Genomic DNA, 26,859 nt, shown 5'->3' on the forward strand with positions numbered 1-26,859 from the left:
GGTTTGGCGCGCTCAGGGCTTGGCGCGCTCAGGGATCGACCGTCAGCGCGCCCGTGATCTCGTGTCCTTCGCGGGCCAGCGCCCAGCTCATGTGCGCGCTGCAGTGGGCCATGCCCACGGTGCCGTCCCGACCCACCGCGATGAAGCCCACCGCGGCCCCCGTGTCACGATGGATCTCCTGGCACAGCTGCTCGGCAGCGGCCTGGACACCCACGCCCGAGGCAGCCCGGCGCAGCAGCTCGTAGCACCCCACGCGGCCCATGATCGCCTCGCCGACGCCGGTCCCCAGCGCGGCGCCGAGGGTCGCGTCGGCGTAGAAGCCCGCGCCGATCAGCGGGGTATCGCCAACGCGGCCGGGCAGCTTGAACAGCACGCCGCCGGTCGACCCAAGCGCGCACAGGTGGCCGCGACGATCCATGGCGATCGCCCCGACCGTGTCGGCCCGGTTGTCGATCGGCGTCTGGCCCGAGCGGGCCTGCTCGAACCGTTGCTGCGCCTTGTCGGTCCACAAGAGCTCGCGGCCGAAGCGACCGACACCGCAGGCTTCGCCGAAGCGCTGGGCCCCGTCGCCGACCAAGAGCGCGTGGTCGCTGCGCTCCATCACCGCGCGGGCGAGCTCGCAGGCGTTGGCGAGCTCGCGGACGCTGGCGACCGCGCCGGTTTGGCGGTCGCGTGATCGCATGATCCCCGCGTCGACCTCGAACTCGCCCAGCGCAGTCATGCAGGCGCCCCGCCCCGCGTTGAACGCCGGGTCGTCCTCGAGGCTGCGGACCGCAGCGATCACCGCCTCGACGCAAGCGTCTTCGCTGTCGCCGAGCTCGACGAGGCGCGCGAGCCCAAGCGCGGCGGCGCGGCGGGTCCCCGCGACCGCGGCCTCCTGCAGCTCGAAGGCGTTGGTGCCAGCGCCACCATGAACCAGAACCAGCCCGCGGCTGTTTTCAGCTCGGGCGAGGGCTTCTCGCCCGCTTGCGGACGCCTTCGTAGACCGGTTCACCTTGGGCCGCGGGTGCTTTCAGCTCGGGCGAGGGCTTCTCGCCCGCTTGCGGACGCCTTCGTAGACTGGGGTGCCTTGGGCAGCGAGCTGTTTTCAGCTCGGGCGAGGGCTTCTCGCCCGCTTGCGGACGCCTTCGTAGACTGGTTCATCGAAGAGTCAGACCTCGGCGCCTGCTTCGTCATCGTCTGCGCAGTCCTCGATCGCGTCGCGTGAACGAAGCAGTCGCGCCGCGTAGGGCCGGGGCGGATCCGCCACCTGCAAGGCCCGAAGCACGCGTCGCTCGACCCGATGCATGCGTCGGCCCTCGCCGCGATCGCGATGATCGTGACCCAGCAGGTGGACGAGCCCATGCACGATCAGCACGGTGGCCTCGTCGAGGCGGGCGGCGTGCGAAGATCCTCGTGCTTGCCGCTCGACGGCGTCCCAGTCGATCACGACATCACCGAGCGAGCCGCGATCCCCCGCGCCCTCGCCGACGAGCCGCACCGCAGGCCGAAACGAGAGCACATCCGTGGGCCCGGCCTCGCCCATGTACGTCAGGTGCAGCTCGGCCATCTCGGCGTCGTCGACGATCCGCAAGCCCAGCCACCGCAGCTGATCCGCGTCGATCCCCACCCGCTTCGCGGCGCGACGGGTGCGACGCTCGAGCAGCGCGAGCACCCGCGGGGGCACCCGCTCGCGCACGCGATCTGCGACCATGAACGACGGCGTTGCCAGCATCACGAGTGCGCCAAGGTTATCTTGGTGTAGACCTGCCCGCCAACGAAGGCCTCGAACAGCTCGCGGTCGAGCTTGCCCGCGTCGACCTCCATCTCGAGGATCGACAGGGCCCGCTCGAGCGGCACCGCCCGCTTGTAGGGCCGATCCTTGGCCGTGAGCGCGTCGAAGATGTCGGCGATCGTCATCATGCGGGTCTGGATGGGGATCTGCGCCGCCCGAATCCCGTGGGGGTAGCCGCTGCCGTCGAGGTACTCGTGGTGCTTGCCGGCGATGTCGGGCACACGGGTGAGCTTGCGGCCCCAGGGGATCTGCTCGAGGAAGTCGAAGGTGTGGCTCACGTGGCTCTGGATCTCGAGGCGTTCGGCGTTGGTCAGGCTGCCGCGAGAGATCAGCAAGGACTCGAAGTCGCTCGGCTCGAGCAGCTGGATCCGGCGGTCACCGCCGTCGTCGAAGGCCCGCTGCTCGAGGGCACGAATGCCGGCCGAGCAGTCTTCGTTGAGGATCGACGGCTCGTTGGCGACCTCGACGAGCGCCTGCAGCTGATCGACCTCGGCCAGCATCTCGATCAGCCGGGCGTTGAACTCGGCCTCGCTCTCGCCCTCGTCACCGCCCGCACGCAGCCGGCTCTGCAGCAGGTGCAGGCGCATCGCCGTGCGCATGTGATCGAAGCGGCTCAGGACCCGGGCGCGCTGCTCGGGGTACAGCTTCTTGGCCTTGGTCAGCACGTCCTCGCGCACGCTGACCTTGCCAAAGTCGTGGAGCAGCGCGGCGTACTCGAGCTCGCGCATGGCGTCTCGATCGAAGCGGAGCTCGGCGAGCGAACCGGTGACCGAGCGATCGACGACCTCCGCGAGCCCAAGGGTCAGCGCCGCGACGCGCTCGCTGTGGCCGCTGGTGGTTGGATCCCGCTGCTCGATCGCCTTGACGCTGGCGCGCACGAAGCCAGCGAACAAGGCCTCGATCTCGGCGTAGAGCCGGGTGTTGTCGAGCGCCACCGCCCCCTGGGCCGCCAGCGCTCGACACAGGCGCTCGGCCTCGGCGTCGAACGGGACCACGCGGCGGTCGAAGTCCTCGGGCTCGCGCAGCGGCCGGGTGTCGTGGGGGTTCATGCGGGCGTTGATCAGCTGGATCGCGCCGAGCACCTCGCCGTCGGGCGGCCGCATCGGGACCGTGAGCATCGAGCGGGTCTGGTAGCCGAGCCGCTGATCGAAGCTGCGATCGTGGGGGAAGCTGCGCCCATTGCAGCTGCGGTCGGCGACGTCCGGGCTGTAGCAGTCGCGCAGGGCGATCGGCTCGCCCGTCAGCACGCAGGCCCCGACGACCGAGCTCTCGTTGATCGCCAGCTCGAAGCTGTCGAACCGGACGTTGGGCAGCGAAGCGTTCTCTGCGAACCGAAACCGCAGCTTTGGCGGCTTGGTCGCGCGGCTGGAGGACTCGCTGTCTTGGCCCTCTTCTTTCGGAACCTCGACCACGTAGATCGAGCCCGCGTCAGCGCCGGTGATCCGCCGGGCCTCCGTCAGGATCAGCTCGAGCAGCAGGCCTGGGTCACGCTCGGCGACGAGCGCCGCGCCGACGTCGAGCAGCTTGTCGACCATCTCGGCGCGCCGCCGCTGGCGGGCCGCGCTGAGGCCCGACCGGATCGCGTGATCGACGACGAGCGCTGTGGCCGGTAGCTGCAAGAGTTGCACGCGCTCGCCAGCCAAGCGCACGAGCGCCCTGGCCAAGGCGTCGCTGGCACCGACGATCAGCGCGACGTCGAAACCGGGGGTCAGCTCAGCGCCGGCGGCGAGCACAGCCAGCTCGGCGCCGCGCTGGTGGATTCGCACGCTGTCCTGACCGACTCGCTCGATCTGGGCGGGATCAAAGCGACGCTCGATGCGGGCAAGCACCCCTGCGAACTCGCCGATCGGCGCGGTGACGGGCTCATCCATGGGGCGCTCGATTATAGCCGCCATCGCGCGGATTCCCCGAACATGTTCGCTGCCCCCTGGTGAACCAGTCTGCGAGTGCCGCCTGCAAGCGGGCGAGAAGCCCTCGCCCGAGCTGAAAAACTGCCAGCGATTCCTCGAGGCGCAGGCTCGTTAGCAGCAACTCTGGTGCGCCGACTTCGGACGGTCGATCACGGCGAGCTGCGCCGGCGCCGACGACGGCCCCGCTCACGCAGCCGCCCCTCGCGGCCGCCCGATCCGTCGTCCGCGAACGGCGGCGGCAGCAGCGGCTCGTGAAACCCGGTGCGGCTGGCCTGCTGCAGCTCCACCTCTGACAGCAAGATCGCCGGGGCGACGCCGCCGACTGGGACCGATCCGCTCTCGGCGTAGCAGTAGCCGTGGTCGACGCCGAGCTCTCCGCCAAACGAGACGATTCGTTGCAGCGCCGACAGCGGCGTACCGATGAGCTCGAGATCGCGGACCCGCCGGCGCGCGCCGGTCTCGACGTCGAGCAGCTCGACGTGGGCGAGCTCGCCCTTGAACACCTGGAAGTCGTAGCTGTCCGTGGCCGTCTCGCCCGCCCGGACCCGGTGGATGATCGCGGCGTGACGGCGACCCTGGGCCCGCGCGAGCTCGACGAGCTGGGCCTCGAGCTGGGCCGTGGTGGCGTGATGCTGCGGATCGCTCTCGACGATGAGGTTGCCCATCCGAGCCATCGGCCGCTCGACGCCCGCGGTCCGGCCATGGCCATTTGATCGCCCGGGTGGCTTGCGCTTGCCCGGCTCCGCGTGTTCGGCCTGATTCGTCGGCAGCGGCGTGCGGTTGCGAAGAAAGCCGACCAAGACCCCGTCGCGGACCAGCTCGGCGCGCTGGGCGATCACGCCCTCATCGTCGACCCGATAGCTGCCCCACAGCGACCGCCCGGCGAGGAGTTGGACAGTTGGATCGTCGACTACGTGGAGCCCGATCGGCAAGATCCGCTCGCCGAGCATGTGGGCGAAGGTTCGGGTCTCGCCGCGCGCGACCAGGCGGTTGCCCTCGAGGCGGTGGCCAAGGGCCTCGTGGAACATCGTGCTGGCGGCTTGGCCCGAGAGCAGCGCGGGACCAATGAACGAGCCGGGGCTGCCGGCCTCGCGCAGCTCGTGGAGCTCGGCGATGACCTCGTCGAACAGCGTGGCCATGGTCGCCGCGTCGAGCATCTCGTCGATCGAGCGCCCTGGCCACGTGCGGTTGACCTCGACGTAGACGCCGTCGTCGGTCAGCACGAACCCACGGATCTCGAACTCGAGCCAGAGATCCGAGCTGCGCACCAGGCTGCCCTCGCTGTCGACCAGCCAGCGGTGCATGCGTTCACCACGGATGCACACGGTTGGGTCGTAGAACTCTGGGTGATCCAGCAAGCGGCGCGAGAGCGTGACGAGCTCCTGCGCCCAGCGATCGATCGGCAGCGGCGTGTCATCGAGGGGCTCGATGTGGCGGGTCGGCTGCTCGCGGGTGAAGCTCGAGACCTCGTCGCGCAGGTACTCCGAGATCATGGCCTTGCGGTGCTCGTAGTAGTCCTCGAGCGCCTCGTCGAACTTGATCTGGGTCAGCTTCCACAGCGCGCAACGCAGCGCCATCGGCTCGAGATCGTCGGGCGCGAGCAGCCAATCGGCGCTCTCGCGCTCGGACTCTTCACCCGCGAGGCCGCCGTCGAGCACGTTGTCGAACTCGTGCGAGCCCACGCGCACGTCGACGGCGAGGTTGCCCGTCTCGCGGTCGCGGCGGCGCATCAGCGAGCCATGGGCCGCCTCCAGGATCAGCTCGCGGCGCCTTCGCAGCACGTAGCGCAGGTGATACGGCCGCGGGCTGCCGGGCACGCGCAGGCCCTGGCGCGAGCGCTGCAGCTCGGCCGCCATCGCGTCGAGGATAGGATCGCTCACGCTCACTTGTCGCCGTCGAGTCCGGCGTCGCTCGACGCCTGCTCGCCCTGCCCATTGTTGTTGTTGGGTTGGGACGAGGGTTGATTCGGGCCGGCACCGTTGGCGTGGCCACGCCGGCCGTCGCGTCGCTCAGCACGCTCGCGGGTGTCTGCCTCGTAGGCGCGCACGATGTCTTGCACGAGCGGGTGCCGCATCACGTCGTTGGGGCTGAACGGGCAGACCGACACGGACGAGATGCCCGAGAGCACCCGGATCGCATGGTTGAGCCCGCTCCGCTCGCGGCCTTCGAGGTCACGCTGCGAGGGGTCACCCGTGACGACCGTGAACGTGCCCACGCCGATCCGCGTGAGCAGCATCTTCATTTGTTCACGCGTGGTGTTTTGAGCCTCGTCGAGGATCACGAACGCGTCGTTGAGCGTACGCCCGCGCATGTAGGCCAGCGGGGCCACCTCGATCACGCCCTGCTCCATCATGCGCTGGACCTTGGGACCATCGAGCATGTCGTACAGGCCGTCGTAGAGCGGGCGCATGTACGGGCTGACCTTCTCTTCGAGGGTGCCGGGCAAGAACCCCAGGTTCTCACCAGCTTCGACGGCGGGGCGACTGAGGATGATCCGGCGGACCTGCTTGTCCTGCAGCCGACGGACCGCCATTGCGACGGCGAGGAAGGTCTTGCCAGTGCCCGCCGGGCCCACGCCAAACACCAGGTTGTTGCGGCGCATGGCGTCGACGTATCGCTTTTGCGCGAGGCTGCGCGGCGCGATGTTCTTGCCGCTGCTCTTGGCGATGATGACGTCGTCGTAGACGCCGGTGAGCACGGCGTTGGGATCCTGCCGCAGGATCTCGATGCCACGCGCGACGTCGGTGGGCAGCATGGGGCGCCCAGCGCGGGCCAGGCTGAACATCTGCTCGAGCAGGCGGCTGACCAGATCGAAGCCGTCTGGGTCGCCCGCGAGGGTGACCTCGGTGCCACGCACGTGCAGGGCCACCCCGGTCGCGCGCTCGAGCTCGGCGACGACCCGCTTGGACTCGGACGGGGAGCCAAGCACGAGCTGCAGCGCGCGCTGATCGTTGAACACCAGCTTTCGGGTCTCGGAGCTCAAATTATATATCCCTTCCCAGCATGGCCCCGTTGGCAGCCGCCGCCAAACGGGCGCGAGCGGTCATCAGTGGAGCCACGCGAGGTCCCCAGGGATGAACCAGCCCATGAACGCGGTCCGCGAGCGGGTGAGGAGCCCTCGCCCCAGCTGCAAAAATTCTCAACAAGGCTGCCGGCAAGCGAAGGTTCCCGTGGGCTCGGCGGCCTGATGGTCGTGGTATTGCACGAGGGGCGACAAGCTACCACGCCGCGGCCGCCGGTCAACGTGGACCCCGCGGCCCCCGCCTGCGACCCACCACACACGAGCGAGACCGGTCTTGGCTGACGAATCACCCCACCCTTGCGACCCCGACGAGGTCATCGATCACCGCGTTCACGGCCTCCGGGATGGACTCGACGGCGTGCGCGACCTGATGGACCGACTGCTCGGCGAAAACGGGTGCCCTTGGGACCGCGACCAGTCGCTCGCCAGCTTGCGTCCGTACCTGCTCGAGGAGGCCCACGAGGTGCTCGAGGCCCTCGATCACGACGACCCCGACGAGCACCGCCGCGAGCTCGGGGACTTGCTGTTTCAGATCGTCTTTCACGCGGCGCTGCGCGAGCGCGAGCAGCAATTTGATCTCGACGGCGTGATCGAGGCGATCCGCAGCAAGATGCTGCGTCGACACCCGCACGTGTTTGGCCCAGACGGGGCTGATCCGCAGATGACCCCCGCACAGGTCGAGGCCAACTGGGCCCAGATCAAGGCCGCCGAGCGAGCAGCCACTGCGGCCAGGGCCAAGTCCAAGTCGGGAGCCTCGACGGATCCACACATCCCCACCCCGCTCGCGGGTGTGCCCGCTTCGTTGCCGGCGATCCAGCGAGCGTGGCGACTGCAGAACAAGGCCGCCGCCGTCGGCTTCGATTGGCCTGACGTCGCTGGCCCGCTGCGCAAGTCTCACGAAGAATTCGACGAGCTCGAGGCGGCGATCCAGGCGGGAGATCCCGCGGCGATCGAAGAGGAGTTCGGCGACCTTCTGTTCGTGCTGGTGCGACTTGGAACCAAGCTCGGGATCGAGGCCGAGGCCGCGCTGCGGGGCACCAACCGCAAATTCGAGCGACGCTTTGGCCACGTGATCCAGCGCTGCCACGCGCAGGGAATTGATCCAACGACCGCGGGGCTCGAGATCCTCGACGGGTTCTGGGACGAGGCCAAGGCGATCGAGCGCGGACTCGATGACCCTGGCTAGATCGCTCGCCAGCTCGTGTGACCCGCGACAGCGTCGTCGCGCGTGATCTCGACCGCGCTGCAACCAACGGCAGGGATTGCCGTTGGACGGACGGGGCCGGGCCCGAACACCCGTCTCATCGGACGACCTCGACATCCACCGCGCCGCGGTCGCTGGTCGAGGGTCGCGTTCGCCCCTGGCCTCTCATTTGCAACCTGGTGCCCCAACGCCAGCGCCTGCTGGCAGGGCCACCCTTTCCGGCCCATCATCCAAGAGGAGCGAGCATGGCGGTCCCCAATAGTTTGGTCTTGCACGGCTACCGACACCTCGGACCTGACGGTCACAAGCGCGCTGCCCCCCACCTGAGCGTCGCCGTCGAGGCCCTCCACATGGCCTTGCTGACCCTGGACGGATCTCCCGATGAAGGTCGAGACGCCAAACAAGGTCGCGCCGCAACCGCTCGCCACTTCCTCGCCGAGGCTGCCCTCGGCCTCGCTCACGCCCGGGTCTACATCCCGGGCGTTCGTACATACGCCGTCAACGTCGTCACCGCGACGGAGCGCGACGTGGACCGCGAGCTCACCCGCCTGCATGACCTCACCGCCCAGCTGCTGTGGCGCAACCACTCGATCTTGCCAGCCCGGACCCAGGCCCAACCGCTGGCCCCGGAAGATGAAGCCCAGCTCGCCGCGATGGTCCAGGACCTCGCCACCCACGCCCGCATCGATCGCGCGATGCGTCACAAGTGGCTGGTCGCCGCGGCGCTGTTCGGTGGGCTCGCGCCGGTCTTGGGGGTCGCGCTGTACCTGCTCGCTGCGGTCAGCGGCACGGTCGCGGTCGTCGAGCTCGCCCGCGGTGCGCCGCCGCTGCTACCGGCGGCCTGATGGGGTCACTTGGCGCCGCTCGGCAAGAACGGGCCGCTGCCGTCCGAGCCTTGCTCGACATCGCCACCCGCAGGCGGCGGCGGGACACTTGGCGTCTGGTTGGGGCTGTCCGCGAACTCGACCACCAGCACCGTGTAGCCGTTGGGCCCGGCCTCGAAGCGCCAGTCGGGCGTCGCCTCCCAGCGCAGATCCAAGACGATGCGCACGTCCTTGCCCGTGCGCTCGACCTTGACCTCGTTGACAGGGGTGTTGAAGAACTTGGTGATCAGCTTGCGCCTGTTGTTGCGGATCTTGACCGAGGTCCGCGGGAGCTTGATCGTCACGCGCGTGCCCTCGGCCGTGACGTCTGGCTGAACCGAGGCGCTGAGCTGAAAGAACACCCGCGAGCTCGCCTCGGTCCGCTCGAAGCCGGTCCAGGTCAACACCGCCGAGGCCCCGCCAACCTCGGTGGGCGCGAACGGAGGCAGGTTTCCGCCGCCGAGCGAGACCCCCTGGTAGTAGCCGATCGGGTTGACGCTGTAGAACGGATCTTCGTCGACGGAGCCGATGTAGTTGGGCGCCCGCGAGCTGCCCCGGCTGTAGGACCAATTGGTCTTCAGGTCGGTGTCGGGGGTGCGCTGATCAATGACCAGCGGATCCGCGGGCGTGGTCTCGATCCGGCTGCTGGTTGGCGGAGGTGGGGCCGCGTTGGTGCGCCCGATCTCTGGGTCGCCGCTGGTTGGCGGTGGCGGAGGTGGCCCCGCCCATGCCGAGCCGGCGACCAAGAGCAGGGCTGCAGTTCCAGAGGTCACCACTAAGCGTCGAGGGCCCATCGAGGTGATCGTAGCCAGGCATGGGCGACTTTTCCAAGCAATCTGCCGGAGTGGGTCCGATCTCGGCCTGATCCCGCCCGGAGCCCCGCCGGATCCCCGCCGGATCCCCGCTGTTCACCGATCAGCCGTTCAGCCGTTCGGCCGACGGGTCACGGGATCGCTCAGCTCGGGGCCATCGAGCCCGCTCGCAGACGTGGAGGCCGCTGTTCGTGCGCGCATGGCCCCCACCAAAAAGTGGGATCCACAGACGAGCACGCTGGCGCCGCCCGCGACCGCGCGCTCGATCGCCGCGAGCAGCTGCGGGTCGGCGGGGCTGGGAAAGCGCGGCTCGTCGGGCCTGGCCACGGTCGCTAGATCGAACGCCCCCTCCCCTGCTGGTGGCACCAAGAGCAGCGGACCGAGCTCGCGCAGCTTCGCCGCCATCGCCGGCGCCGGCTTGTCTGCCATGGTCCCAAACACGATCGCCCGCGGCTGGATCTGAAGCTCGCGCAGCGCAGCGCACAGCGCCTCGACGCCGTCGAGGTTGTGCGCCACGTCGAGCCAGAGCTTGCCCTCGCCAAGCTCGACCTGCTCGAGCCGCCCCGCCCAGCGGACACCGTCTAGGTGGGCAGGCTTGGCGGTTCGCACGAACCAACGCAACAACCCCAGGGCCAGCGCGGCGTTGTGGCGTTGGTGGTGACCGAGCAGGCCCGTGGGCGGCTCGGCCAGGGGTGTGACGAATTCCAGCTCGGCTCCGCGCTCGCGCGATCGCTGCTCGATCGCGGCTCGAGCGGCCGGCGCCTGCTCCACGCTGAACACCGGGATCCGCCCGCGGATCACCGCCGCTTTCTCGGCGGCGATCAACTCGAGCGTGTCCCCGAGGTAGGACTGATGATCCAGCGCGAAGTGTGCGAAGCCAACGATGTCGGCGTGCACGGCCGTCGTCGCGTCGAGCCGCCCCCCCAGCCCCGCCTCGAGCACGACGACGCGACAACCAGCGTCGACAAAGTGCAGCAAGGCGATCGCGGTCAGGACCTCGAAGAAGGTCAGCGAGACCCCGAGCGTGGCCTCGACGGCGGCGATCCGATCGACGCCGGCCTGGACGCGTTCGTCCGCGATCGCCTGGCCATCAATGCGAATGCGCTCGCCGATCCGCTCGAGGTGCGGGCTGGTGAACAGCCCGACCGGTCCCCTGCGCAGCTTGCGTAGCCCATGGTCGAGCATCGCCGCGGTCGAGCCCTTGCCGTTGGTGCCCACGATCTGCACGACCGCGAACGGGGGATGCTCGCGCAGCCCGGGCAGCAGCGCGTCGAGGACTCGCTCGAGCGCGTCGAGGCCCAAGCGAACACCGATCGTCCTGCGGGCGAACAAGGCCGCGCGCCAGTCGAGGTTCATGGGCTCTCAGCTCGCGCCGGCGTCGTCGCGGATGATCACGCCGTCGGTCATGGTTTGATTGGCGCGGGGGATGTCCTCGCCAAACCCGAGCAGCCGCAACAACAGACCGATCTGATCACGCATCTCGAGCCGGCTGACGATGCGATCGATCATGCCGTGCTCGAGCAAGAATTCACTGCGCTGGAACCCCTCGGGCAGCTCTTGGCCGATCGTCTGCTGGATCACGCGCGGGCCGGCGAAGCCGATCAGCGCGCGGGGCTCCGCGATGATCAGATCACCAAGAAACGCGAAGCTGGCCGCGACGCCGCCCGTGGTCGGATGCAGCAGCACCGAGATATACGGAAGCCCGGCCTCGCGCAGCTTGGCGCGGGCCGCCGAGGTCTTGGCCATCTGCATGAGCGACAAGATCCCCTCTTGCATGCGCGCGCCGCCCGAGGCCGAGAACACCAGCGCCGGGATGCCCTGCTCGAGCGCGCGCTCGAACACCAAGGTGACCTTCTCCCCGACCACCGAGCCCATCGAGCCGCCCATGAACTCGAAGGCGAAGAACCCGAGCGAGGCTTCGACGCCGTCGATCCGGCCCGTGCCGCACACGAACGCGTCGTTGCGGCCGCTCTTCCGGGTCGCCGCGACCAGCCGATCTTTGTAGCGCTTGGAGTCCGTGAACTCGAGCGGGTCACCCGAGCACAGCTGCTCGTGGTGCTCGACCCAGCTGCCAGGATCGACGGTCGTGGCGATCCGCTCGTCGGTTGGCATCACGTGGTGGTGACCGCAGACCGGACACACCCGCAGGTTCTGAACCAGCTCCTCGGTGTAGGTAATTTCGCTACAGGAGTCACACTTGGTCCACAGACCAGCCGGCACGGACACTTTGCCGCCGGGTTCAGGTCGCTCGAGAGCGTCTTTTTTGCGTCGCCACCAGGCCATGGTCTCTAATTCCCGTCCGCGTGAGCGCGGCCGCGGTATCATCCCCTTGGCACAACTCGCACGCAAGGCGTGCAAAGCTTCGCGCTCATCGAGTTCGCTCGTCCAAGCGAAGCCTGGAGGCACGTCGGTTCGTGAGTATCGCCCGTAAGCAAACCGACACTCCCGACTCGTCGGGACGGCTCGCGGCGGGACCCTGGCAGTCGGTGGCAGATCTGCATCAAGACACGGCAGGCCCAACCCTCCCCCAGGGGTCGTTGGCGTCCGTGGGGCGCGCGCTGCAGAACATCTTCGAGCGCTACAGCGGCAGCGCGGTCCGGCGGGTGGTTGGCGTGTCCGACGAATACGGGATCGACGGGCTCTACGTGGCCTTCATCGTCATGCGTGAGCGAACCGCGTGGCCGGTGATGCGCAGCGAAGATCGCCAGGCGCTCGAGCTCGCGTCGCGGCTGATGTCGGGCTTTGCGATGCTGCCCAGCTCCACATACATGCAGGTGCCGCCGGCCGAGGTCGAGGTGCTCGTCGATCGGATCATGACCTCGGTCGCGCAGTGGGCACGCCAGCGGCTCAGCGCGGATCTCAAGCGCGAGTACATGGCGCTGCTCGAAGAGTACGCCGAGCGCCTGCGCCCGCTGCTGGAAGCCCAGCGCCCCGGTGCCGTCGCCGATCCCCTGGCCGACCGCCCCGCGATCACGATCGCGCTGATGGAGGCGTTCGAGCAGTGGCTGGCCGCCGACAGCACGCTGCCCGCGCGCCGCCACATGCTGGCGATCCTCGAGGGCTTGTTCGGGTAGCCTTGGCCCATGGCGGCGGCCCTCGCACGACCCGGTCATTCGTGGGTTTGCGGTCCCCCAGGGCGCTTGGTAAGTCGGCGCAGATGAGCGACGCCAAGCCACTGACCTACGCGAGCGCGGGCGTCGACATCGAGGCCGGAAACGAGGCCGTGCGGCGGATCAAGGCGCTGGTCGAGACCACCCGGCGACCCGAGCAGATCGACGGGCTCGGCGGCTTCGCGGGCATGATGGCGCTGCCGAGCGGCCTGCGCGAGCCGGTGCTGGTCTCGTGCACGGACGGCGTTGGCACCAAGATCCTGGTGGCGATCGCCCTCGATCAGCACCACAGCGTCGGCATTGATCTGGTCGCGATGAACGTCAACGACCTGCTGTGCACGGGCGCCCGGCCGCTGTTCTTGCTCGACTACGTGGCGACCGGCCGGCTCGAGCCCGGCAAGATCGAGCAGCTGGTCTCGGGAGTGGTCGCGGGCTGTCGGCAAGCCGGGTGCGCGCTGCTGGGGGGTGAGACCGCCGAGCTTCCGGGCATGTACGCAGATGGCCACTACGATCTCGCCGCGACGGCCGTCGGGGTGGTCGAGCGTGATGAGATCTGGGGCCCGCAGCGCAGCCAAGCAGGAGATCTGGTCTTGGCGCTGCCCAGCTCGGGGCTCCACAGCAACGGCTACTCGCTGGCCCGCAAGGCGTTGTTGTCGGCGGAGCACGGTGGCTTGGAGCTCGGAGATCCGCTCCCGGGCGCGGGGCCCGAAGACCCCGCGACGGTTGGCGAGGCGCTGCTCGAGCCCACGCGAATTTATGAGCCAGCGTTCGCGGCCCTGCGCGCGCTCACGGGCGGACCGGTCCACGCGGCCGCGCACATCACCGGCGGCGGCCTGATCGAGAACCCACCGCGCGCGATCCACGACGGGCTCACGATCGAGATTGATCTCGACCCGATCGAGCAACCGGCGGTGCTGCGGGCGGTCGCCGCGTGTGGGGTCGCCCACGACGAGATGTTGCGGACCTTCAACTGCGGGATCGGCATGCTCTTGGTGGTTGACCCAAGCCGCGCCGACGAGGTCCTGGCCGCGTGCGATGCCGCTGGGCAGCCCGCGGTGCCCGTGGGCCGGGTGGTGGCCCGGGGACCGAAGGACCCCGCCGTTCGCGTCACGGGCACCATCCGCCGCTGCTAGACTAAGCCTCACGTTTGGGCCTCCATTTTGGCGAGCGCGACGACCAACCACTACGACCTGATCGTGCTCGGCACCGACTTCGCCGGGCTGGTCGCGGCCGCGTTGGTTGCCCGGCGAGGCAAGCGGGTGCTGGTGATCCCCCACGGTCCGATCGACGGGCGCTACCGGCTCGCGCGTCGGGGCTTCTCGCTCGACACGGCCCCGCTCGTGCACTTGGGGTGTCCGGCGGTGCAGCGGGTGTTCGAGGAGCTCGGCCTGTGGACGCAGATCCGCCGCGAGCACCGGCCGCTGGGTGAGCTGCTGCACTACGCGCTGGCCGAGCACCGCCTCGACGCCGCGCCGACCGACGCGAGCTGGCTGCGAGAGGTCCACCGCGAGTGGCCTGACGATCCCGTCGCCGAGGCCTGGGAGCACCGCCAGCAGTGGAGCGAGGCGACCGACGAGCTGCTCGACGAGCTGCTTGGCTCCGACAGCGCGCTGGTCCCCGATGGGTTTTGGAGCCGACGGTTCTTGGCCCGGGTGTCCAGCCAACTGCCGGCCGCCGACTTCGACGAGCTTGGACCGCTGGGCCCCGACCACCCGCTGCGGGTCCAGTCGCGCGCGCTCGAGGCTTGGCTGCAGCACCTGGGCCCAGGGCAGCTGGGCAAGGCCGCGAGCTTGCGGATCTCGAGGCTGTGGGCGCGCGGCCCCGAAGATCGCAGCGGCGGCGCGCCAGGGCTGCGCGAGCAGCTGCTTCAGCGGATCGAGCTCAAGTCCGGCGAGGTCAAGTCGAACCTGCGGATCGCCGAGGTCATGCACAAGCGCGGGCGGGTCAAGGGCATCACCTTGCTGGGCAAACGCGATCGCTACGGCTGTGATCACATGCTGATCGCCACCGATCCACGCCGGCTGATCGACGGACCGCTGGTCGCCGCCTCGCTGCCCAAGCCGCTGCAGGTCAGCCTCGACAACATCGAGAGCGCGGCCCGGCGGTTCGTGCTGCACCTCGACATCGACGAGCGCGGGATCGGGCCGGGGCTCGAGGGGCTGGTCGTGTGCGTACCGACGCGGGCGCAGGCCGAGGGGGTTGGCATGACCTACCTGCGGCTCGATCCAGGGCCGGCGCAAGACGGCGTGCGCAGCGTGTCGATCGTGCGGATGCTCGGGCCGGACGAGCCGACCGACGACGTCCGCGAGCGGATCCTCGACGAGCTCGAGCAGCGCGGCGTGCTGCCCTTCGCGCGGCCGTGGCTGCGGCTGATCCACTCGCCCCACGACGGCCGCGAGGCGACCGACGGCGCGGGGCAGCGGCTCGAGGCGCTCGGGGCCGACACCGCCCTGCGCGTGCCGATGGACCCGCTGTACCGGCTGCGGGGCGCCGAGCCCAGTCTTGGCGTGGGCTTGCTGCCACACTCGTCGGGGATCAAGAACCTGTACTTCGCGTCACGCATGACCTACCCCGGGCTTGGGCTCGAGGGGGAGTTCGCGGCTGGCTGGGCGGCCGCGGGCGCGGTCGCGGCGGCTGGGCGCGCGGGCCTTGGGCGCAATCTGTTTCTTGGACGCGGCTGAGCTGGCGGCTCAGCGGCGGCCGCCAAGGGTCACGGTCGCCGCTTGCTGGCGACCCGCCCGACCTGGATCGTCGCCCAGCGGCGGGCTCTGAACCGTGACCGACAGCGCGCCTGCTCGCAGCTGCGTCCCCGGCTTGGCGTGGGCGCGGCGAACGATCGCCAGGCCCTCGAGCGCCTGGGTGTGACTGGTCAGCTGACCGATCTCTGCCGCTGGGTCCGCGCCCTCGACCTGCAGCCCGATCGGCAGACCCGACTCTGGCAGCGCCGACAGCTTGACCCGGACCATCACGCGGTTGACCTTCCCGCGGTTGTGAATGCGCGAGAGCGGCTCTTGACCCAAGAAGCAGCCCTTGTCGTAGGACACGGCGTCGACGAAACCAACCTCGGGCGGGAACCGATCCGCTGCGATCTCGAAGCCCCAGGCTGGACGCCCGTGGGTCACGCGGGCCGCCGTGAACTGGTCGGCGTTGGCGGCTTCGCCCAGGTTCTCCAGCGTGGCCAGGCCTGGCGTGGGACCCACCACCAACACCCCCGGCAACGGATGCGAGCCCGCGAACGCGCGAACGCCAGCGGGCAGCGGCCCGAGCTGCTCGGGCGTCAGCGCGCCGCTGTCCGTCCACGCGATCGCACACTGATGATCCGCCAGCGGCTCGAGCTCGACGTCGTCCATGATGATGTGGGCGTCGAGCTTGGCGGTCACCACGGGCGCGATCTCGGCGGGCAGCAGCAGCCAGGGTTCGTCCTCGGCGACCGCCAAGACCACGACCTCGCTGATGATCTTGCCCTTGACCGTGAGCAGCGTGGCCGCCGTCGCCCGCCCAGGTGTGAGCTCACCGACGTCGGCGCTGAGCAAGCCCTGGAGAAAACGCGTGGCGTCGTCGCCTGTGACGCGGACCACCGCGCGAGCTTGGTGCGGGAGCGTGGCGAGCAGAGCGTGGCGGATCGTCGCGGTCACGCCTGCACCATGACAAGCCTGGTCGGGGCCCGCAACAGACAGCCCGCGCGGTGGGAGGTATCGCGCGACTGCTCTGCGAAGTGCGAACGCCCATGGGGCAGACGACGAAAGCGTCCCCAGGCACCACGAGAGCCCCCTTTCAGGGCTTCCAGGGGGCAATGATGCCCCCGCGTACAGCCAGCCCGGTGGGAGCGAGCGCAGCGAGTGACCTGCGAAGCGCGAAGGCGTATGTGGCGGACGACAACACCGTCCCCCCAGCACTACGAGAGCCCCCTCCAAGGGGGCCAATCATGCCCCCGCGTACTGCCAGCCCGGTGGGAGCGAGCGCAGCGAGTGACCTGCGAAGTGCGAAGGCGTATGTGGGGGTCATACACAACTTGCGGGGCTTGGAGCGGCGGTGTAGGGGTTGCCGATGCGATCGCCCCGTGAGCGAGTCCCGGCCCGTGGCCGCCCCCGGGTCGCGCTCGCTTGTCTGACGCTGGCGTGGCTCGCCGCGCGACCGGTTGCCGCGGCGCCGCCCCCCTCCCCTGCGGATCCTGTGAACGACGCGGCGGCGGTCGAAGGTCCGAGCGTCCCGGCGCCCGTGCTCGATGGTCCCGCGCCGGCCTCGCCCAAGCTGCCCGAGCCACGCACGGGGCACGCGCCGCCGCTGGTGTTCAGCGGGCCACCGGGATCCCAAGGGTCGCTGCTGGGCACCGATGATCCCGTGCGCGCCCTGTTCGAGATGCCGCCCTCGACCCGCGAGGATGCCTACGGCCCGCGCCCAACCGGGATCCCAGCGCTGAGCCGCGAGCAGATCGTCCGCTACGGACTCGACAACCCCTACGTCAAGGCGGCCGATCAAAACATCGAGGCCATGCGGGCGCTGCTTCGCATGGCCAAGTTCGCGTGGGTGCCCGTGGTGCGCACGTCCGCGGTGCTGACCCCGGGCGCGGCGATCGAGTGCGACGACGTGTCGCTGCAAGGTGAGGACGGCCCGTTCTCCTATCAGTATTGCCGGGCTGCCGGCGATCCGGCGACGGGCCTGGGCCCCGACGGCAGTGACGCCCCCGCGGACCTCCAGTCGGTTGGGGGGTACTTCTCCCGGATCGCCAAGGCTGGGATCTCGCTGCGACTGACCGCGGAGTTCGTCGTGCCGATCTACACCTTCGGCAAGATCATCAACGCCAAGCGGCTCGCCACGGTCGGCGTCGAGCTGGCGACCCTGCAGAAGCTGGCGACCGAGCAAGAGACGCTGCTGCGCATCTACGAGGCCCACGCCGGGTTGCTGCTCGCGCGCGAGAGCATTGCGATCCTCGACGAAGCGTGGGGGATCATCGCGGGCGAGCGCCTGAAGATCCAGGCGGATCTGGGGATCGGGCCCGACGGCGAGCCAGCGTTCGACGCCGATCCCGAGTCGCTCAACCCCGATCGCGATCCCGACGATCTGACCCGGCTCGAGGTCGGCGAGATCGAGCTGGCCGGGCGCATGCGCGAGGCTCGACTGATCGAAGCGAAAGCGCTGGCCAGCCTGTGGGCGATCGCCGGCAGCGCGGCCCCGCGCGGGTTCGACGTCGCCGAGCAACGCCTGATCCCCGACACGATCGAGGGCGGGCTCGCCGAGCTCGATCACTACAAGGCGCTGGCCCTGAAGAACCGGCCCGAGGCCAAGCTGGCCGACGCTGGCGTCGAAGCCCGCAAGGTCCAAGAGAAGCTCGCGCGCAGCAATTTTTTGCCGGACATCGGGGCCGTCGTGAAGCTTGGCTACGGCTACGCCAACAAGGCCTCGCCGGACATGCGCACGCTCAACTACACGGGGCGGCTCAACTACTCGAACGTGTTCCTTGGGCTCGGCATGAGCTGGAACCTGGACTTTCACAACAACGCGTTCGCGCTGCAGCGGGCCCGCGCCCAGCGACGCGAGGCCGAGTACAAGCGCGAGGTCGCCCAGCGGTTGCTGGCGCTCGATGTCGAAGACGCCTACCGCGGGGTGATCGACGCCGAGCAGCAGCTGCGCTTCGCCGAGCTCGCGCGCGACAAGTCGTGGCGGTTGGTGATCTCCGAGCAGACCAGCGGGACGATCGGCGCGAGCAACTTCGAGGAGCTCCGCAAGGCGCTGACGAAGTGGGCGGAGTTCGAGTTTCAGCGGTTCGAGGCGGTGATGAACCGCAACACCGCGCTGGCCCGACTCAGCCGCGCGGTGGGTGTGCCTCTGACCGCCCACTGAGCCGCGCGGGTCTTCGGGACGTCGAGCATGCTCGTGTGCAAGACCTGCCTGCCCACTCGGCAGGTTCCGCCGATCGCTGGATGAATCGTGGCCTGGATCAGAGTCGTTGTTGGTGTTCGGGGCTGGCACGAGCCTTGCTCAACCCCGCGCCATGAAGCGCTCCCATCGGTCCTTCCTTCGATACGGCCAGATCTCGACTCTCAGTTTCCTAATTTGTGCGTGTTCTTCGGCTGGCTCGGATGGCGAGACAGCGGATGACACGTCCGACACCGACACCGACACCGACAGCTCCGCCGACGAGAGCAACACCGCGACGGGTGACGAGGACCCCGGTACGGCGTTGCGCAGCTACCAGGTCGAGGTCTGGGCCGACAACTGGTCTTCGATGTACCTCGACGAGACGCTCTTGATGGAGGACGCGGAGCCGATCACGCAAGAGCGCTCCTTCAACGCCGAGATCTTCAGCTTCGAGGCCACGCCGCCGTTCGGCCTGAACGTCATCATGAAGGACTTCATCGAGAACGACTCGGGCCTCGAGTACATCGGCGAGCCGAACCAGCAAATGGGCGACGGCGGCTACATCATGCAAGTGACCGACATGGAGTCCGGGGAGCGCGTGGTGGTGAGCGACGCCAGCTGGCGCTGCTTGACGATTCACGAGGCGCCGCTCAACAAGGAGTGCGAGAGCTCCGCGTCTCCCCTCGATGACTGCGAGTGGGAGATCGGCGAAGAGCCTGACGGGTGGAAGTCAGCGGCGTTCGACGACGCGGCGTGGGTGGCACCGAGCGTCTACACCTCGGAGCAAGTCCAACCAAAGGAGGGATACAACGAGATCAGCTGGGACCCGGACGCGCAGTTCATCTGGGGAGCCGACCTCGAGACCCACAACACCCTGCTGTGCCGCGTGACGGTCGAAGGATGAGGAGCAAGACCATGACGATCTCGACAAAATCATTGATGTTCGTGGGCTGCCTCTGTCTTGGCGCATGTGTTGACGGTGTTGACGGTGCCGACGCCGACGTTGGAGACGAGGGCGAGTCCGGAGAGACGGGGACCACCACAGGCGAAGACACGGGGACCACGCCAGGGGAAGCCGGCGACTGCTCGGGTTGGGAGATGCTCAGTGACTTCTTCCCCGAGGTGACCCTCGATCAGCTTGGCAGCTGCGAGGGGCGCGGCTACGAAATCCACGCGAGCCTGATGAGCTTCGAGGGCATCTCGATCACGGGGCCGTCCGTGGTGGGCGCCGACGGGTCCAACGTCGCGGAGCCCTGTGTCGAAGTGTTGTGTGACGATGACTACGCGTACATCGCCTCGAACGCCCTGCCCCACTACGATCCCCAGGCCCAGCCAATCTTCGACACGGTCGACACGCCGATCGTCCATCGGGTGCCGCTCGTCTCGCAGCCAGCGGACGTGACCGCCCCGGCGGATCCCTGGGAGGACATCGAGGGCTGCGAGGCGGCCCTGAGCATGGAGGTGCAAGCGGTCACGCCCACCTTCCCGCCATTTTCTCACTGCTACTTCGAGAGCGAGGACGGAAGCCAGGTCACCGGGGCGACGCACGTGACCGACGGCGAGACCGTGGTCCACAAGGTCCTGTGCTACGGCCAGACCGGCACGGTCATCACCGGGGTGCCCCTGTTCGCTCCCTGCGAAGAGGCGCGGCCCGATCCCTACGGGTCCCCGCTGTTTCGCGCCTACGGGGACGCGAACACGCTGTTCGTCGACTTCTGCGGCACGCACCCCGCAGCGATCACGCACAACCACTGGCTCAACGAGGTCTGCCTCGAGCAGGACGAGCAGAGTCGGCCGGTGAACTCCTACGCCACCGGTGCGGCCGCCTTCGTCGTCGAGGACCTCGATGCCCAGGACTGCGCCGCCGAGTCCGACATCCTTGGGTGGTCCTACGACGGGTATCCGCTCACGGGCACGTGCCTGTGCATGGAGCGGGACGAGCAGGGCACCTGCGTGGACCTGCGGCGGGCGCGGTCGAGCTACGTGTACGGCGGGCTGGGGCGGTTTGCGAACGACGCGGCCGGCGACCCCGACATCACCGAGGCCGCCGTCGCGAGCAGCCATCTTGGCCGCGAGCTCGACGCGTGCACCCAACAAAGTGACTGCTGCTCGGGCAACGACTGCGGCCTGTTTTGCCAGCCGCTGCTGGTTCAAGACGGCGAGGGTGCCGTACAGATGGAAGACCGATGCGTCAGCGCCAACTACAGTTGGTGTGGGCACGAGTATGTCGAGCACCCGTCGGTCATCGAGACCGACGGGTACGTCTACCTCGATCGCTGCAACGGTGTGGAGACGGCCGACGGCTACCGATACGTCGGCACGCCAAGCTTCCCGTATGTGAACGCGTGCTACCGGGGCGAGCCGACCGAGAGCGCCCTCGATGACACCTACATCCGCTTGGACGCCGGGTCCCCGCCCGGACCGGGGCCGATGCCGTGATCCGGCGCGCCGCGCTCCGCTGCCTCGTTTGGGGATCGTGGGTCGCCACGCTGGCGGCCTGCGACCTCGAGCAGGACGCGTCGCCGCCCAAGGTGCTGGCCGCGACGGTGGTGCACTACGAGCTGGCCGTCGACTGGGACGGGGCCAGCTTCGACGGCGGCCGGCGCCGATTTGTCACCGACCTCGGCTACGAGGTTTGGGTCTCGCGCTGGGTGCAGAGCAGCACCAGCATCGAGCTGATCGCGTGCGAGCGGGAGCGTTCGCACCCCTTCGACCACGACGTCTCGGTCGTGACCCACGAGATCGTCGAGGAGCTCACCGAGGCGGACGTCACCACCATCGGGACGGGCGAGGGCAGCGGCCTGCCCTACTGCGACGTCTACCAAGTCCTGGGCCGGCTGCCCGTGGGCGACGAGCCCGACGTGGTCACGTGGATCGAAGGGGAGTTCCGGGCCCCGGGAAGCGAGGAAGTCGAGGCCTTCTTCGCGCTCGGTACGGTGCCGATCTCCGTCCTTCCTTCACTTGCGACGGGCGCATGGGACGACACGCTGGCGGAGGACGAGGCTCGCGTGCAGCTGGTGCGGTACCCGGCCCGGGCCTTCGACGGCCTCGAGCTCGCCAGCATGAGCGAGCTCGACATCGCGTACGCGGCGGCGCAGCGACTGGCGCAGTCGGCCGACGTACCTTGGTACCTGGGTGACTGACGGCTCGAACATCTCGGCGTCACGGTTGGCGAAGATCTCGGGGGGGCGCGCCACGCCCCCCGCGAACGCCCAGGTTTCGCGTCCCCTCGGCAGATCCCGTGGACCCGCGTGATACAGCCCGCGGCGCCTAGTTCGCGTGGAGGCATATCCCCCACAAGTCGATGTCACGAGTCGCGGGCGAGCAGCGTATGCTTTGCTCGCCCATGACCTGGGAAAACTTGATCGACCCGAACCTGCTTCGACCTCTGCTCGCCAACGCCTCGTCAGAGTGCGGGGGCCTCGGCACCTACGCGTGGGCCTTCGGCCAAGGGGTGCTCGTCGACCTGACGCCCTGCGTGTACCCGCTGATCCCGGTGACCGTCGCGGTGTTCGGGGCCAAGGGGGTCAGCAAGGGCCGGGCGCTGTTCTTGGCGGCGTCCTACGTGATGGGCATGGCAACCCTGTACACCAGCTTGGGTGTTGGGGTCGCGCTCGCGGCTGGTGGCGTCGGGTTTGGGACCTGGCTGGCGAACCCGTGGGTCGTGGGTCCGCTGGTCTTGGTGTTGCTCGCGCTCGCGGCCAGCATGTTTGGCGCGTTCGAGCTGCAGCTGCCTTCGGCGCTCGAGAACAAGCTGGCCAACGTTGGCGGCGCGGGTCCGTTCGGCGCGTTCTTGATGGGCCTGGTCAGCGGCTTGGTGTCTGCGCCCTGCACGGGTCCGGTGCTGCTCAACCTGCTGGCCTATATCGCCGTCTCGGCGGATCGCCCAGGCGGGGTGCTGTACGGCGGCTCGCTGCTGTTCACCTATGCCCTGGGCATGGGCACGCTGTTCTTCGCGGTGGCCCTTGGCGCCAGCTTGTTCAAGCCCGGACCGTGGATGGATCACATCAAGAGCGTGTTTGGGATCGCGCTGATCGTGATGGCGTTCTACTTCTTGCGGCCGCTGAGCCCGGCCCTCTCGGGGTTCGTGATCAACCCGCAGTGGGGGCTGTGGCTGGGCCTTGGGCTCACTGTGGCTGGGGTCGCGGCCGGCGCGGTGCACCGCAGCTTCCACGGGCCACTCAGTGAGAAGCTGATCAAGGGCACGGCGGTGGCCGTGGCCAGCTTTGGCTCAGTCTTGATGCTCAACAACATCCTGTACGTCGAGCTGACCGCCGACTGGCACGAGGTCCAGACCATGGACGAGCTCGAGGCCGCGGTCGCGCGGGCCGACGAAGCCGGCAAGCCGATCCTGATCGACTTCGGCGCGTCGTGGTGCAACCCCTGCCACGAGCTCGAGGCCAAGACCTTCGCGGCCCCCGAGGTCGAGGCCGAGCTGGCCAAGTACGAGCTGATCAAGATCGACGTCAGCGATCCCAGCGATGAGCAGCAGGCCATGCAGTCGGCGTTTCACGCGGCCGAGCTGCCGAGCGTGGTCGTCTACACCGCGGGCTCCGGCCTCGGCGAGCGCATGGCCGACGTCCGCGCCGGCAAGCCCCAGCCCGAGCCTGCGGTGCACGTGACCACCTTCATCGAGGCGCCAGCGTTCCTCGAGCGGCTGTCGGGCACGGGCGCGCCGGATCCCAGCGCGGGCATCTGTCAGCGCGGCTGACTCGTGCCAGCGCCTCGACCGACGCTGGCCGCGGCGTGACGATCTCGCGGAGGGTCTGCGGACCCTTCCATCCACGGCTGCGATCCTGACCCGTGAGGGTCTTCGGGAATCACCCCGAACATGATCCGAGCGGTTCCTCCGAAACTGGCGGCTTCGCCTGAACGTGGGCGCTACAGCAGCTTGTCGATCGCCTTCTTGTCGAAGCCGCGCAGCAGCTCGCCGCCGATGTCGATCATCGGCACCGAACCTGTCGGGACGCCCTTGGCCTTGGCCTTGGCCTGGAGCTCGGCCGCGGCGGTGCGGTCCTTCTCGATGTCCTTGGCCACATACTCGACGCCCTTGCCATCGAGGTACTTCTCGAGCTGCTTGCAGACCCCGCACCAGGAGGTCTTGTAGATGATGATCGGCGCCTCGCGGTTGGCGATCTGCTCGAGCGACTCGAGGTCGGTGGGCATCGCGTAGACCGAGGATCGGCCGGTGCCGAGCACGGTGGTCTCGAACTCGTCGCGGGCGACCATCTCGAGGGCGAAGCGGCCGTCGGGGAGCGGGGCGTCGAGGTTGGCGACCCACACCTTTCCGGCTGGCGCGGCGGCCCCGAACACGTTCACGCCGACGCGCTCGCGGGCCTCGGCGGGGACCTCGGCGACGCTGGTGCAGTCGGCGAACACCCCCCGCTCGCCGGCGTAGGTGAGCACGAACTGGTCGCTGTTGGGGTCGAACACGGGCGGCTCGGCCTGGGCTGGCGTCGCGCGATCGGCCGCGTCGGGCTGGGGCGGGCGCTCGGGCCCGCACGCGAGGGCGGCCACCACGGACAGCGAGACAAGATGGACGCGCAGGGATGTTCGAGGGGCGCGGGGCAGCATGACGAGCGCGGAGTATAGCGGGCCCGCTCGCCTGGTGTCAGCGAGCCGTCCGGATCCGAGCCGCCCGACTCGAAGCGCTACGCCAGCGGCGTGAGCTCGACCAGCGGACCCGGATCGCGGCCGACCTGGCGCAGATCGAAGCTCGCGATCAATTCGTGTGGCGCCACGTGCTCGTGCTGATCGGCCGGGTTCAGCAGCCCTGCCGAGCGGGCCAGCGCCGCGACCACGCGCCGCGGATCCACCCCCGCAGCCCGCAGCGCCGACAGATCCGGGGCGCCGTGGCGCTTGTTGAGCTTGTTGCCGTCGGCGCCGAGGATCAGCGGCGCGTGGGCGAAGCTCGGCGCCGTCAGACCCAAGCTCCGCGCCAGCAGGATCTGGCGCGGCGTGCTGTCGATCAGATCCGCCCCACGCAGCACGTGCGTCACGCCCATCGCCGCGTCATCGACGACGACCGCGAGCTGGTAGGCCCAGGCACCGTCGGCCCGCCGCAGCACGAACTCGCCGACCTCGGCCGCGACGTCCTGGCACCAGCGACCGGCGATCCCATCGTCAAAGCAAACCTCGCCAGGCGGGACCCGCCAACGCAGCGCGGCCGGCCGACCGGGGTGGCTGGGCGCGACCCGACACGTGCCCGGATAGATCGGATCGGCGCCGTGGGGTGCAGACGCGACCTCGCGCAGCTCCTTGCGGGTGCACGTGCACGCGAAGGTGTCGAGTCGGGCGAGCGCGGCCGCGTACACCTCACCGCGCTCGGACTGGCGGTACGGGCCGTTTGGACCGCCCACGTCGGGGCCCTCGTCCCAGTCGAGCCCCAGCCAGCGCAGCTCGTCGAGCTGTCGCGCCTCGTGCTCGGGGCGGCTGCGCTGCGGATCGAGATCCTCGACGCGCAGCACGAACCGGCCTCGCGCCGCGCGGACCTGCAGCCACGCGAGCAGGGCCGTGCGCGCGTTGCCCAAGTGCAGGCGCCCGGTTGGGCTTGGAGCGTAGCGGCCGACGACCGTCATGGAACTCGATCAGGGCCGCGGGAGGTAGCGGCTCGGCAGCAAGCCGCCGTCGGTCTCGTCGGTCCACGCCAGCGACACCACCCACCAGCGCTCGCCGTGGCGGACCAGCTGCAGCGAGTTGATGCCGCGCCGCACTTCACCGGCGTCGGCGCTGCGCTCGTAGGTGCTGAACACCTGGGCGAGATCCGCGAACACCTCGGTCCGACGGGTCAGCTCGCGCTCGGTGAAGGCCGTGAGCGCGCCGCTCTCGACCGCGGCGTTGGTGCGCGCGACGTAGTCCTCGATCGAGCTGACCTCGCGGTGATCGGGATCGGTCCGCTCCGAGACCCCGGGCTGGACCCGCACCATCACTGCGTTTGGGTCGAACAAGCCGCGAAAGCGATCCCAGTCGGGGCCGCGGCCGTCATCGAACGAGACCGACGAATACAGCGCGTTGACGATGCCATCGAGTGAGTCGACGTCGGCAGCGTCGCTTGGCGGCGGCGCGGGAGGTTGAGGAGGTGGTTCGTCCATCGCTGGTGTGAGCGTACCAGCTGCCTCCCCGGCAGTTGTCAGCTCGGAGCGAGGGCTGCACCCCCGCTCGCGGACAGCGTTGTGGACTGGATCACAAGGCCACCCGCGAGCGGGCCCGGATAACGGTTGTCGCGTCCGCGAAAAGGTGGCATTTGCGGCGGGTGGCGGACCGGCTCGATATCTCGCAGCGAAAGAAAGACCACCTGGCGCTGTGCGCGGGTGACAACGTCGGTTTTCGAGAGAAGACGGCCCTGTTCGAGCAGTGCGATCTCGTTCACTGCGCGCTGCCAGAGATGCACGCGGACGAGGTCGACTCGCGAGTCGAGCTGCTTGGCAAGACCCTGGCGGCGCCCGTGGTGATCTCGGCGATGACCGGCGGGACCGACGAGGCCGCGAAGATCAACAAGGATCTGGCCCAGGTCGCCGACGAGCTTGGCCTGGCCATGGGCCTTGGCAGCCAGCGGGCCATGTTCGAGCGACCCGAGACCGCGTGGACCTTCGAGGTCCGCGACCGGGCGCCGAACTTGCTGCTGTTCGGCAACCTTGGCCTGGTCCAGGCCCGCAAGATGAGCACGGCCGAGATCCGCAAGCTGTGCGCGGACGTGGGGGCCGACGCGCTGTGCATCCACCTCAACCCGGCCATGGAGATCGTCCAACCTGGCGGGGACCGGGACTTCGGCGGGGGGCTCGATCTGTTTCGGCGGCTGGTCTCGGAGCTCGGGATCCCGGTGATCGCCAAAGAGACCGGCTGCGGGATCTCGAGGGGCGTCGCGCAGATGATCCGCTCGACCGGGGTCGAGCACTTCGACGTCTCGGGCGCGGGTGGGACCAGCTGGGTCGCGGTCGAAGCCCACCGGGCCGAGGACGAAGAACAAAAGCGCCTGGCCCAAGAGCTGTGGGACTGGGGCATCCCAACGGCGGCCTCGGTGCTGCAGCTGCGCGGCCTGGGCGTCAAGGCGATCGCCACGGGCGGGCTGCGCACGGGCTCCCACGTGGCCAAGGCCGTCGCGCTTGGGGCGACCGCGGGCGGGCTCGCGGCGCCGGTGCTCAAGGCCCACCGCGCTGGGGGGATCGACGGCGCCCGCGAGTTCTTGCGCGGCGTCATCACCACGGTCCGCTCGCTGATGCTGCTGACCGGCTCGCGCACGGTCGCCGAGCTGCAGCGGGCGCAGCTGATGCTCGGGCCCGACCTCGCGCGTTGGCAGCCCTGACGT

23 protein-coding genes are annotated in these 26,859 nt (G+C 69.2%); 11 read left to right on the top strand and 12 right to left on the bottom strand.

From position 1 onward, the window contains the following. Positions 1 to 28: 28 nt before the first annotated feature. The 5 genes from DB30_RS24150 to DB30_RS24170 all read right to left on the bottom strand — a co-directional run bounded on the left by DB30_RS24150 (position 29) and on the right by DB30_RS24170 (position 6,667). The gene (locus DB30_RS24150; RefSeq protein WP_052553011.1) at positions 29 to 994 is read right to left on the bottom strand and encodes an isoaspartyl peptidase/L-asparaginase family protein; all 966 of its coding nucleotides are present in this window, start codon (positions 992 to 994) and stop codon (positions 29 to 31) included. A 156-nt stretch (positions 995 to 1,150) separates the two neighbouring features. Next, positions 1,151 to 1,714: an rRNA maturation RNase YbeY gene (gene ybeY, locus DB30_RS24155; protein ID WP_052553012.1), complete on the bottom strand. Its 564-nt coding sequence runs from the start codon at positions 1,712 to 1,714 to the stop codon at positions 1,151 to 1,153. After that, positions 1,714 to 3,645 carry an HD family phosphohydrolase gene (locus DB30_RS24160; RefSeq protein ID WP_052553015.1) on the bottom strand — a complete coding sequence of 644 codons (1,932 nt, stop codon included), beginning with the start codon at positions 3,643 to 3,645 and terminating at the stop codon, positions 1,714 to 1,716. The genes ybeY and DB30_RS24160 overlap by 1 nt, the downstream gene beginning before the upstream one ends. A 188-nt stretch (positions 3,646 to 3,833) precedes the next feature. Next, positions 3,834 to 5,564: a metallopeptidase TldD-related protein gene (locus DB30_RS24165; protein WP_052553017.1), complete on the bottom strand. Its 1,731-nt coding sequence runs from the start codon at positions 5,562 to 5,564 to the stop codon at positions 3,834 to 3,836. 2 nt (positions 5,565 to 5,566) lie between these two features. Continuing rightward, positions 5,567 to 6,667 (bottom strand): PhoH family protein, encoded by a 1,101-nt coding sequence (locus DB30_RS24170; RefSeq protein WP_240480316.1) that lies wholly within the window; start codon positions 6,665 to 6,667, stop codon positions 5,567 to 5,569. A gap of 313 nt (positions 6,668 to 6,980) precedes the next feature. On the opposite strand from DB30_RS24170, the gene mazG reads away from it, so the two are divergent. After that, complete coding sequence (gene mazG / locus DB30_RS24175) at positions 6,981 to 7,892, top strand: nucleoside triphosphate pyrophosphohydrolase (RefSeq protein WP_052553020.1); 912 nt, start codon at positions 6,981 to 6,983, stop codon at positions 7,890 to 7,892. A 263-nt stretch (positions 7,893 to 8,155) separates the two neighbouring features. After that, complete coding sequence (locus DB30_RS24180) at positions 8,156 to 8,755, top strand: hypothetical protein (protein WP_146660380.1); 600 nt, start codon at positions 8,156 to 8,158, stop codon at positions 8,753 to 8,755. A gap of 5 nt (positions 8,756 to 8,760) precedes the next feature. Here DB30_RS24180 and DB30_RS24185 read toward each other — a convergent pair whose 3' ends face one another. The 3 genes from DB30_RS24185 to accD all read right to left on the bottom strand — a co-directional run bounded on the left by DB30_RS24185 (position 8,761) and on the right by accD (position 11,868). Continuing rightward, positions 8,761 to 9,567 (bottom strand): AMIN domain-containing protein, encoded by an 807-nt coding sequence (locus DB30_RS24185; RefSeq protein WP_146660383.1) that lies wholly within the window; start codon positions 9,565 to 9,567, stop codon positions 8,761 to 8,763. A gap of 129 nt (positions 9,568 to 9,696) precedes the next feature. Continuing rightward, on the bottom strand, positions 9,697 to 10,941 hold the full coding sequence (locus DB30_RS24190; protein ID WP_052553024.1) for a bifunctional folylpolyglutamate synthase/dihydrofolate synthase: 1,245 nt from the start codon (positions 10,939 to 10,941) through the stop codon (positions 9,697 to 9,699). Positions 10,942 to 10,947: 6 nt separating this feature from the next. Next, positions 10,948 to 11,868, bottom strand: a complete 921-nt coding sequence (gene accD / locus DB30_RS24195; protein WP_052553025.1) for an acetyl-CoA carboxylase, carboxyltransferase subunit beta — start codon at positions 11,866 to 11,868, stop codon at positions 10,948 to 10,950. A 203-nt stretch (positions 11,869 to 12,071) separates the two neighbouring features. Here accD and DB30_RS24200 point away from each other — a divergent pair, with 203 nt between their 5' ends. From DB30_RS24200 to DB30_RS24210, 3 genes are all read left to right on the top strand, one after another. Next, entirely contained in the window at positions 12,072 to 12,659 is a 588-nt protein-coding gene (locus tag DB30_RS24200) for a hypothetical protein (protein ID WP_052553026.1), read from the top strand. A gap of 83 nt (positions 12,660 to 12,742) precedes the next feature. Further along, on the top strand, positions 12,743 to 13,828 hold the full coding sequence (gene purM, locus DB30_RS24205; protein ID WP_052553027.1) for a phosphoribosylformylglycinamidine cyclo-ligase: 1,086 nt from the start codon (positions 12,743 to 12,745) through the stop codon (positions 13,826 to 13,828). Positions 13,829 to 13,855: 27 nt separating this feature from the next. Further along, a complete protein-coding gene (locus DB30_RS24210; RefSeq protein ID WP_052553029.1) occupies positions 13,856 to 15,376 on the top strand; it encodes a phytoene desaturase family protein in 1,521 nt (506 codons plus the stop codon). A gap of 9 nt (positions 15,377 to 15,385) precedes the next feature. Here DB30_RS24210 and ygfZ read toward each other — a convergent pair whose 3' ends face one another. After that, on the bottom strand, positions 15,386 to 16,330 hold the full coding sequence (gene ygfZ / locus DB30_RS24215; protein WP_052553030.1) for a CAF17-like 4Fe-4S cluster assembly/insertion protein YgfZ: 945 nt from the start codon (positions 16,328 to 16,330) through the stop codon (positions 15,386 to 15,388). 412 nt (positions 16,331 to 16,742) lie between these two features. On the opposite strand from ygfZ, the gene DB30_RS24220 reads away from it, so the two are divergent. The 5 genes from DB30_RS24220 to DB30_RS24240 all read left to right on the top strand — a co-directional run bounded on the left by DB30_RS24220 (position 16,743) and on the right by DB30_RS24240 (position 23,265). Continuing rightward, entirely contained in the window at positions 16,743 to 18,536 is a 1,794-nt protein-coding gene (locus DB30_RS24220; RefSeq protein WP_146660387.1) for a TolC family protein, read from the top strand. Between the two features lie 151 nt (positions 18,537 to 18,687). Continuing rightward, the gene (locus tag DB30_RS24225) at positions 18,688 to 19,458 is read left to right on the top strand and encodes a hypothetical protein (protein ID WP_205633050.1); all 771 of its coding nucleotides are present in this window, start codon (positions 18,688 to 18,690) and stop codon (positions 19,456 to 19,458) included. Between the two features lie 11 nt (positions 19,459 to 19,469). After that, positions 19,470 to 20,993 carry a hypothetical protein gene (locus DB30_RS24230; RefSeq protein ID WP_165703924.1) on the top strand — a complete coding sequence of 508 codons (1,524 nt, stop codon included), beginning with the start codon at positions 19,470 to 19,472 and terminating at the stop codon, positions 20,991 to 20,993. Next, the gene (locus DB30_RS24235; protein ID WP_052553034.1) at positions 20,990 to 21,697 is read left to right on the top strand and encodes a hypothetical protein; all 708 of its coding nucleotides are present in this window, start codon (positions 20,990 to 20,992) and stop codon (positions 21,695 to 21,697) included. The genes DB30_RS24230 and DB30_RS24235 overlap by 4 nt, the downstream gene beginning before the upstream one ends. A gap of 203 nt (positions 21,698 to 21,900) precedes the next feature. Then, positions 21,901 to 23,265, top strand: coding sequence for a protein-disulfide reductase DsbD family protein (locus DB30_RS24240; protein ID WP_052553035.1), 1,365 nt, complete (start codon positions 21,901 to 21,903; stop codon positions 23,263 to 23,265). 170 nt (positions 23,266 to 23,435) lie between these two features. Here DB30_RS24240 and DB30_RS41645 read toward each other — a convergent pair whose 3' ends face one another. The 3 genes from DB30_RS41645 to DB30_RS24255 form a co-directional block, all read right to left on the bottom strand. After that, entirely contained in the window at positions 23,436 to 24,128 is a 693-nt protein-coding gene (locus DB30_RS41645) for a glutaredoxin domain-containing protein (protein ID WP_205633051.1), read from the bottom strand. 77 nt (positions 24,129 to 24,205) lie between these two features. Continuing rightward, the gene (gene gluQRS / locus DB30_RS24250) at positions 24,206 to 25,132 is read right to left on the bottom strand and encodes a tRNA glutamyl-Q(34) synthetase GluQRS (RefSeq protein WP_052553036.1); all 927 of its coding nucleotides are present in this window, start codon (positions 25,130 to 25,132) and stop codon (positions 24,206 to 24,208) included. 9 nt (positions 25,133 to 25,141) lie between these two features. Next, the gene (locus DB30_RS24255) at positions 25,142 to 25,645 is read right to left on the bottom strand and encodes a hypothetical protein (protein WP_052553037.1); all 504 of its coding nucleotides are present in this window, start codon (positions 25,643 to 25,645) and stop codon (positions 25,142 to 25,144) included. Positions 25,646 to 25,806: 161 nt separating this feature from the next. Between DB30_RS24255 and fni the strand changes: the two genes are divergently transcribed. After that, positions 25,807 to 26,856, top strand: a complete 1,050-nt coding sequence (fni, locus tag DB30_RS24260; RefSeq protein WP_052553039.1) for a type 2 isopentenyl-diphosphate Delta-isomerase — start codon at positions 25,807 to 25,809, stop codon at positions 26,854 to 26,856. The last annotated feature ends 3 nt before the right edge of the window (positions 26,857 to 26,859 follow it).

The sequence above is a fragment of the Enhygromyxa salina genome, assembly GCF_000737335.2.
In the GTDB taxonomy this organism is placed as follows: domain Bacteria; phylum Myxococcota_A; class Polyangia; order Nannocystales; family Nannocystaceae; genus Plesiocystis; species Plesiocystis salina_C.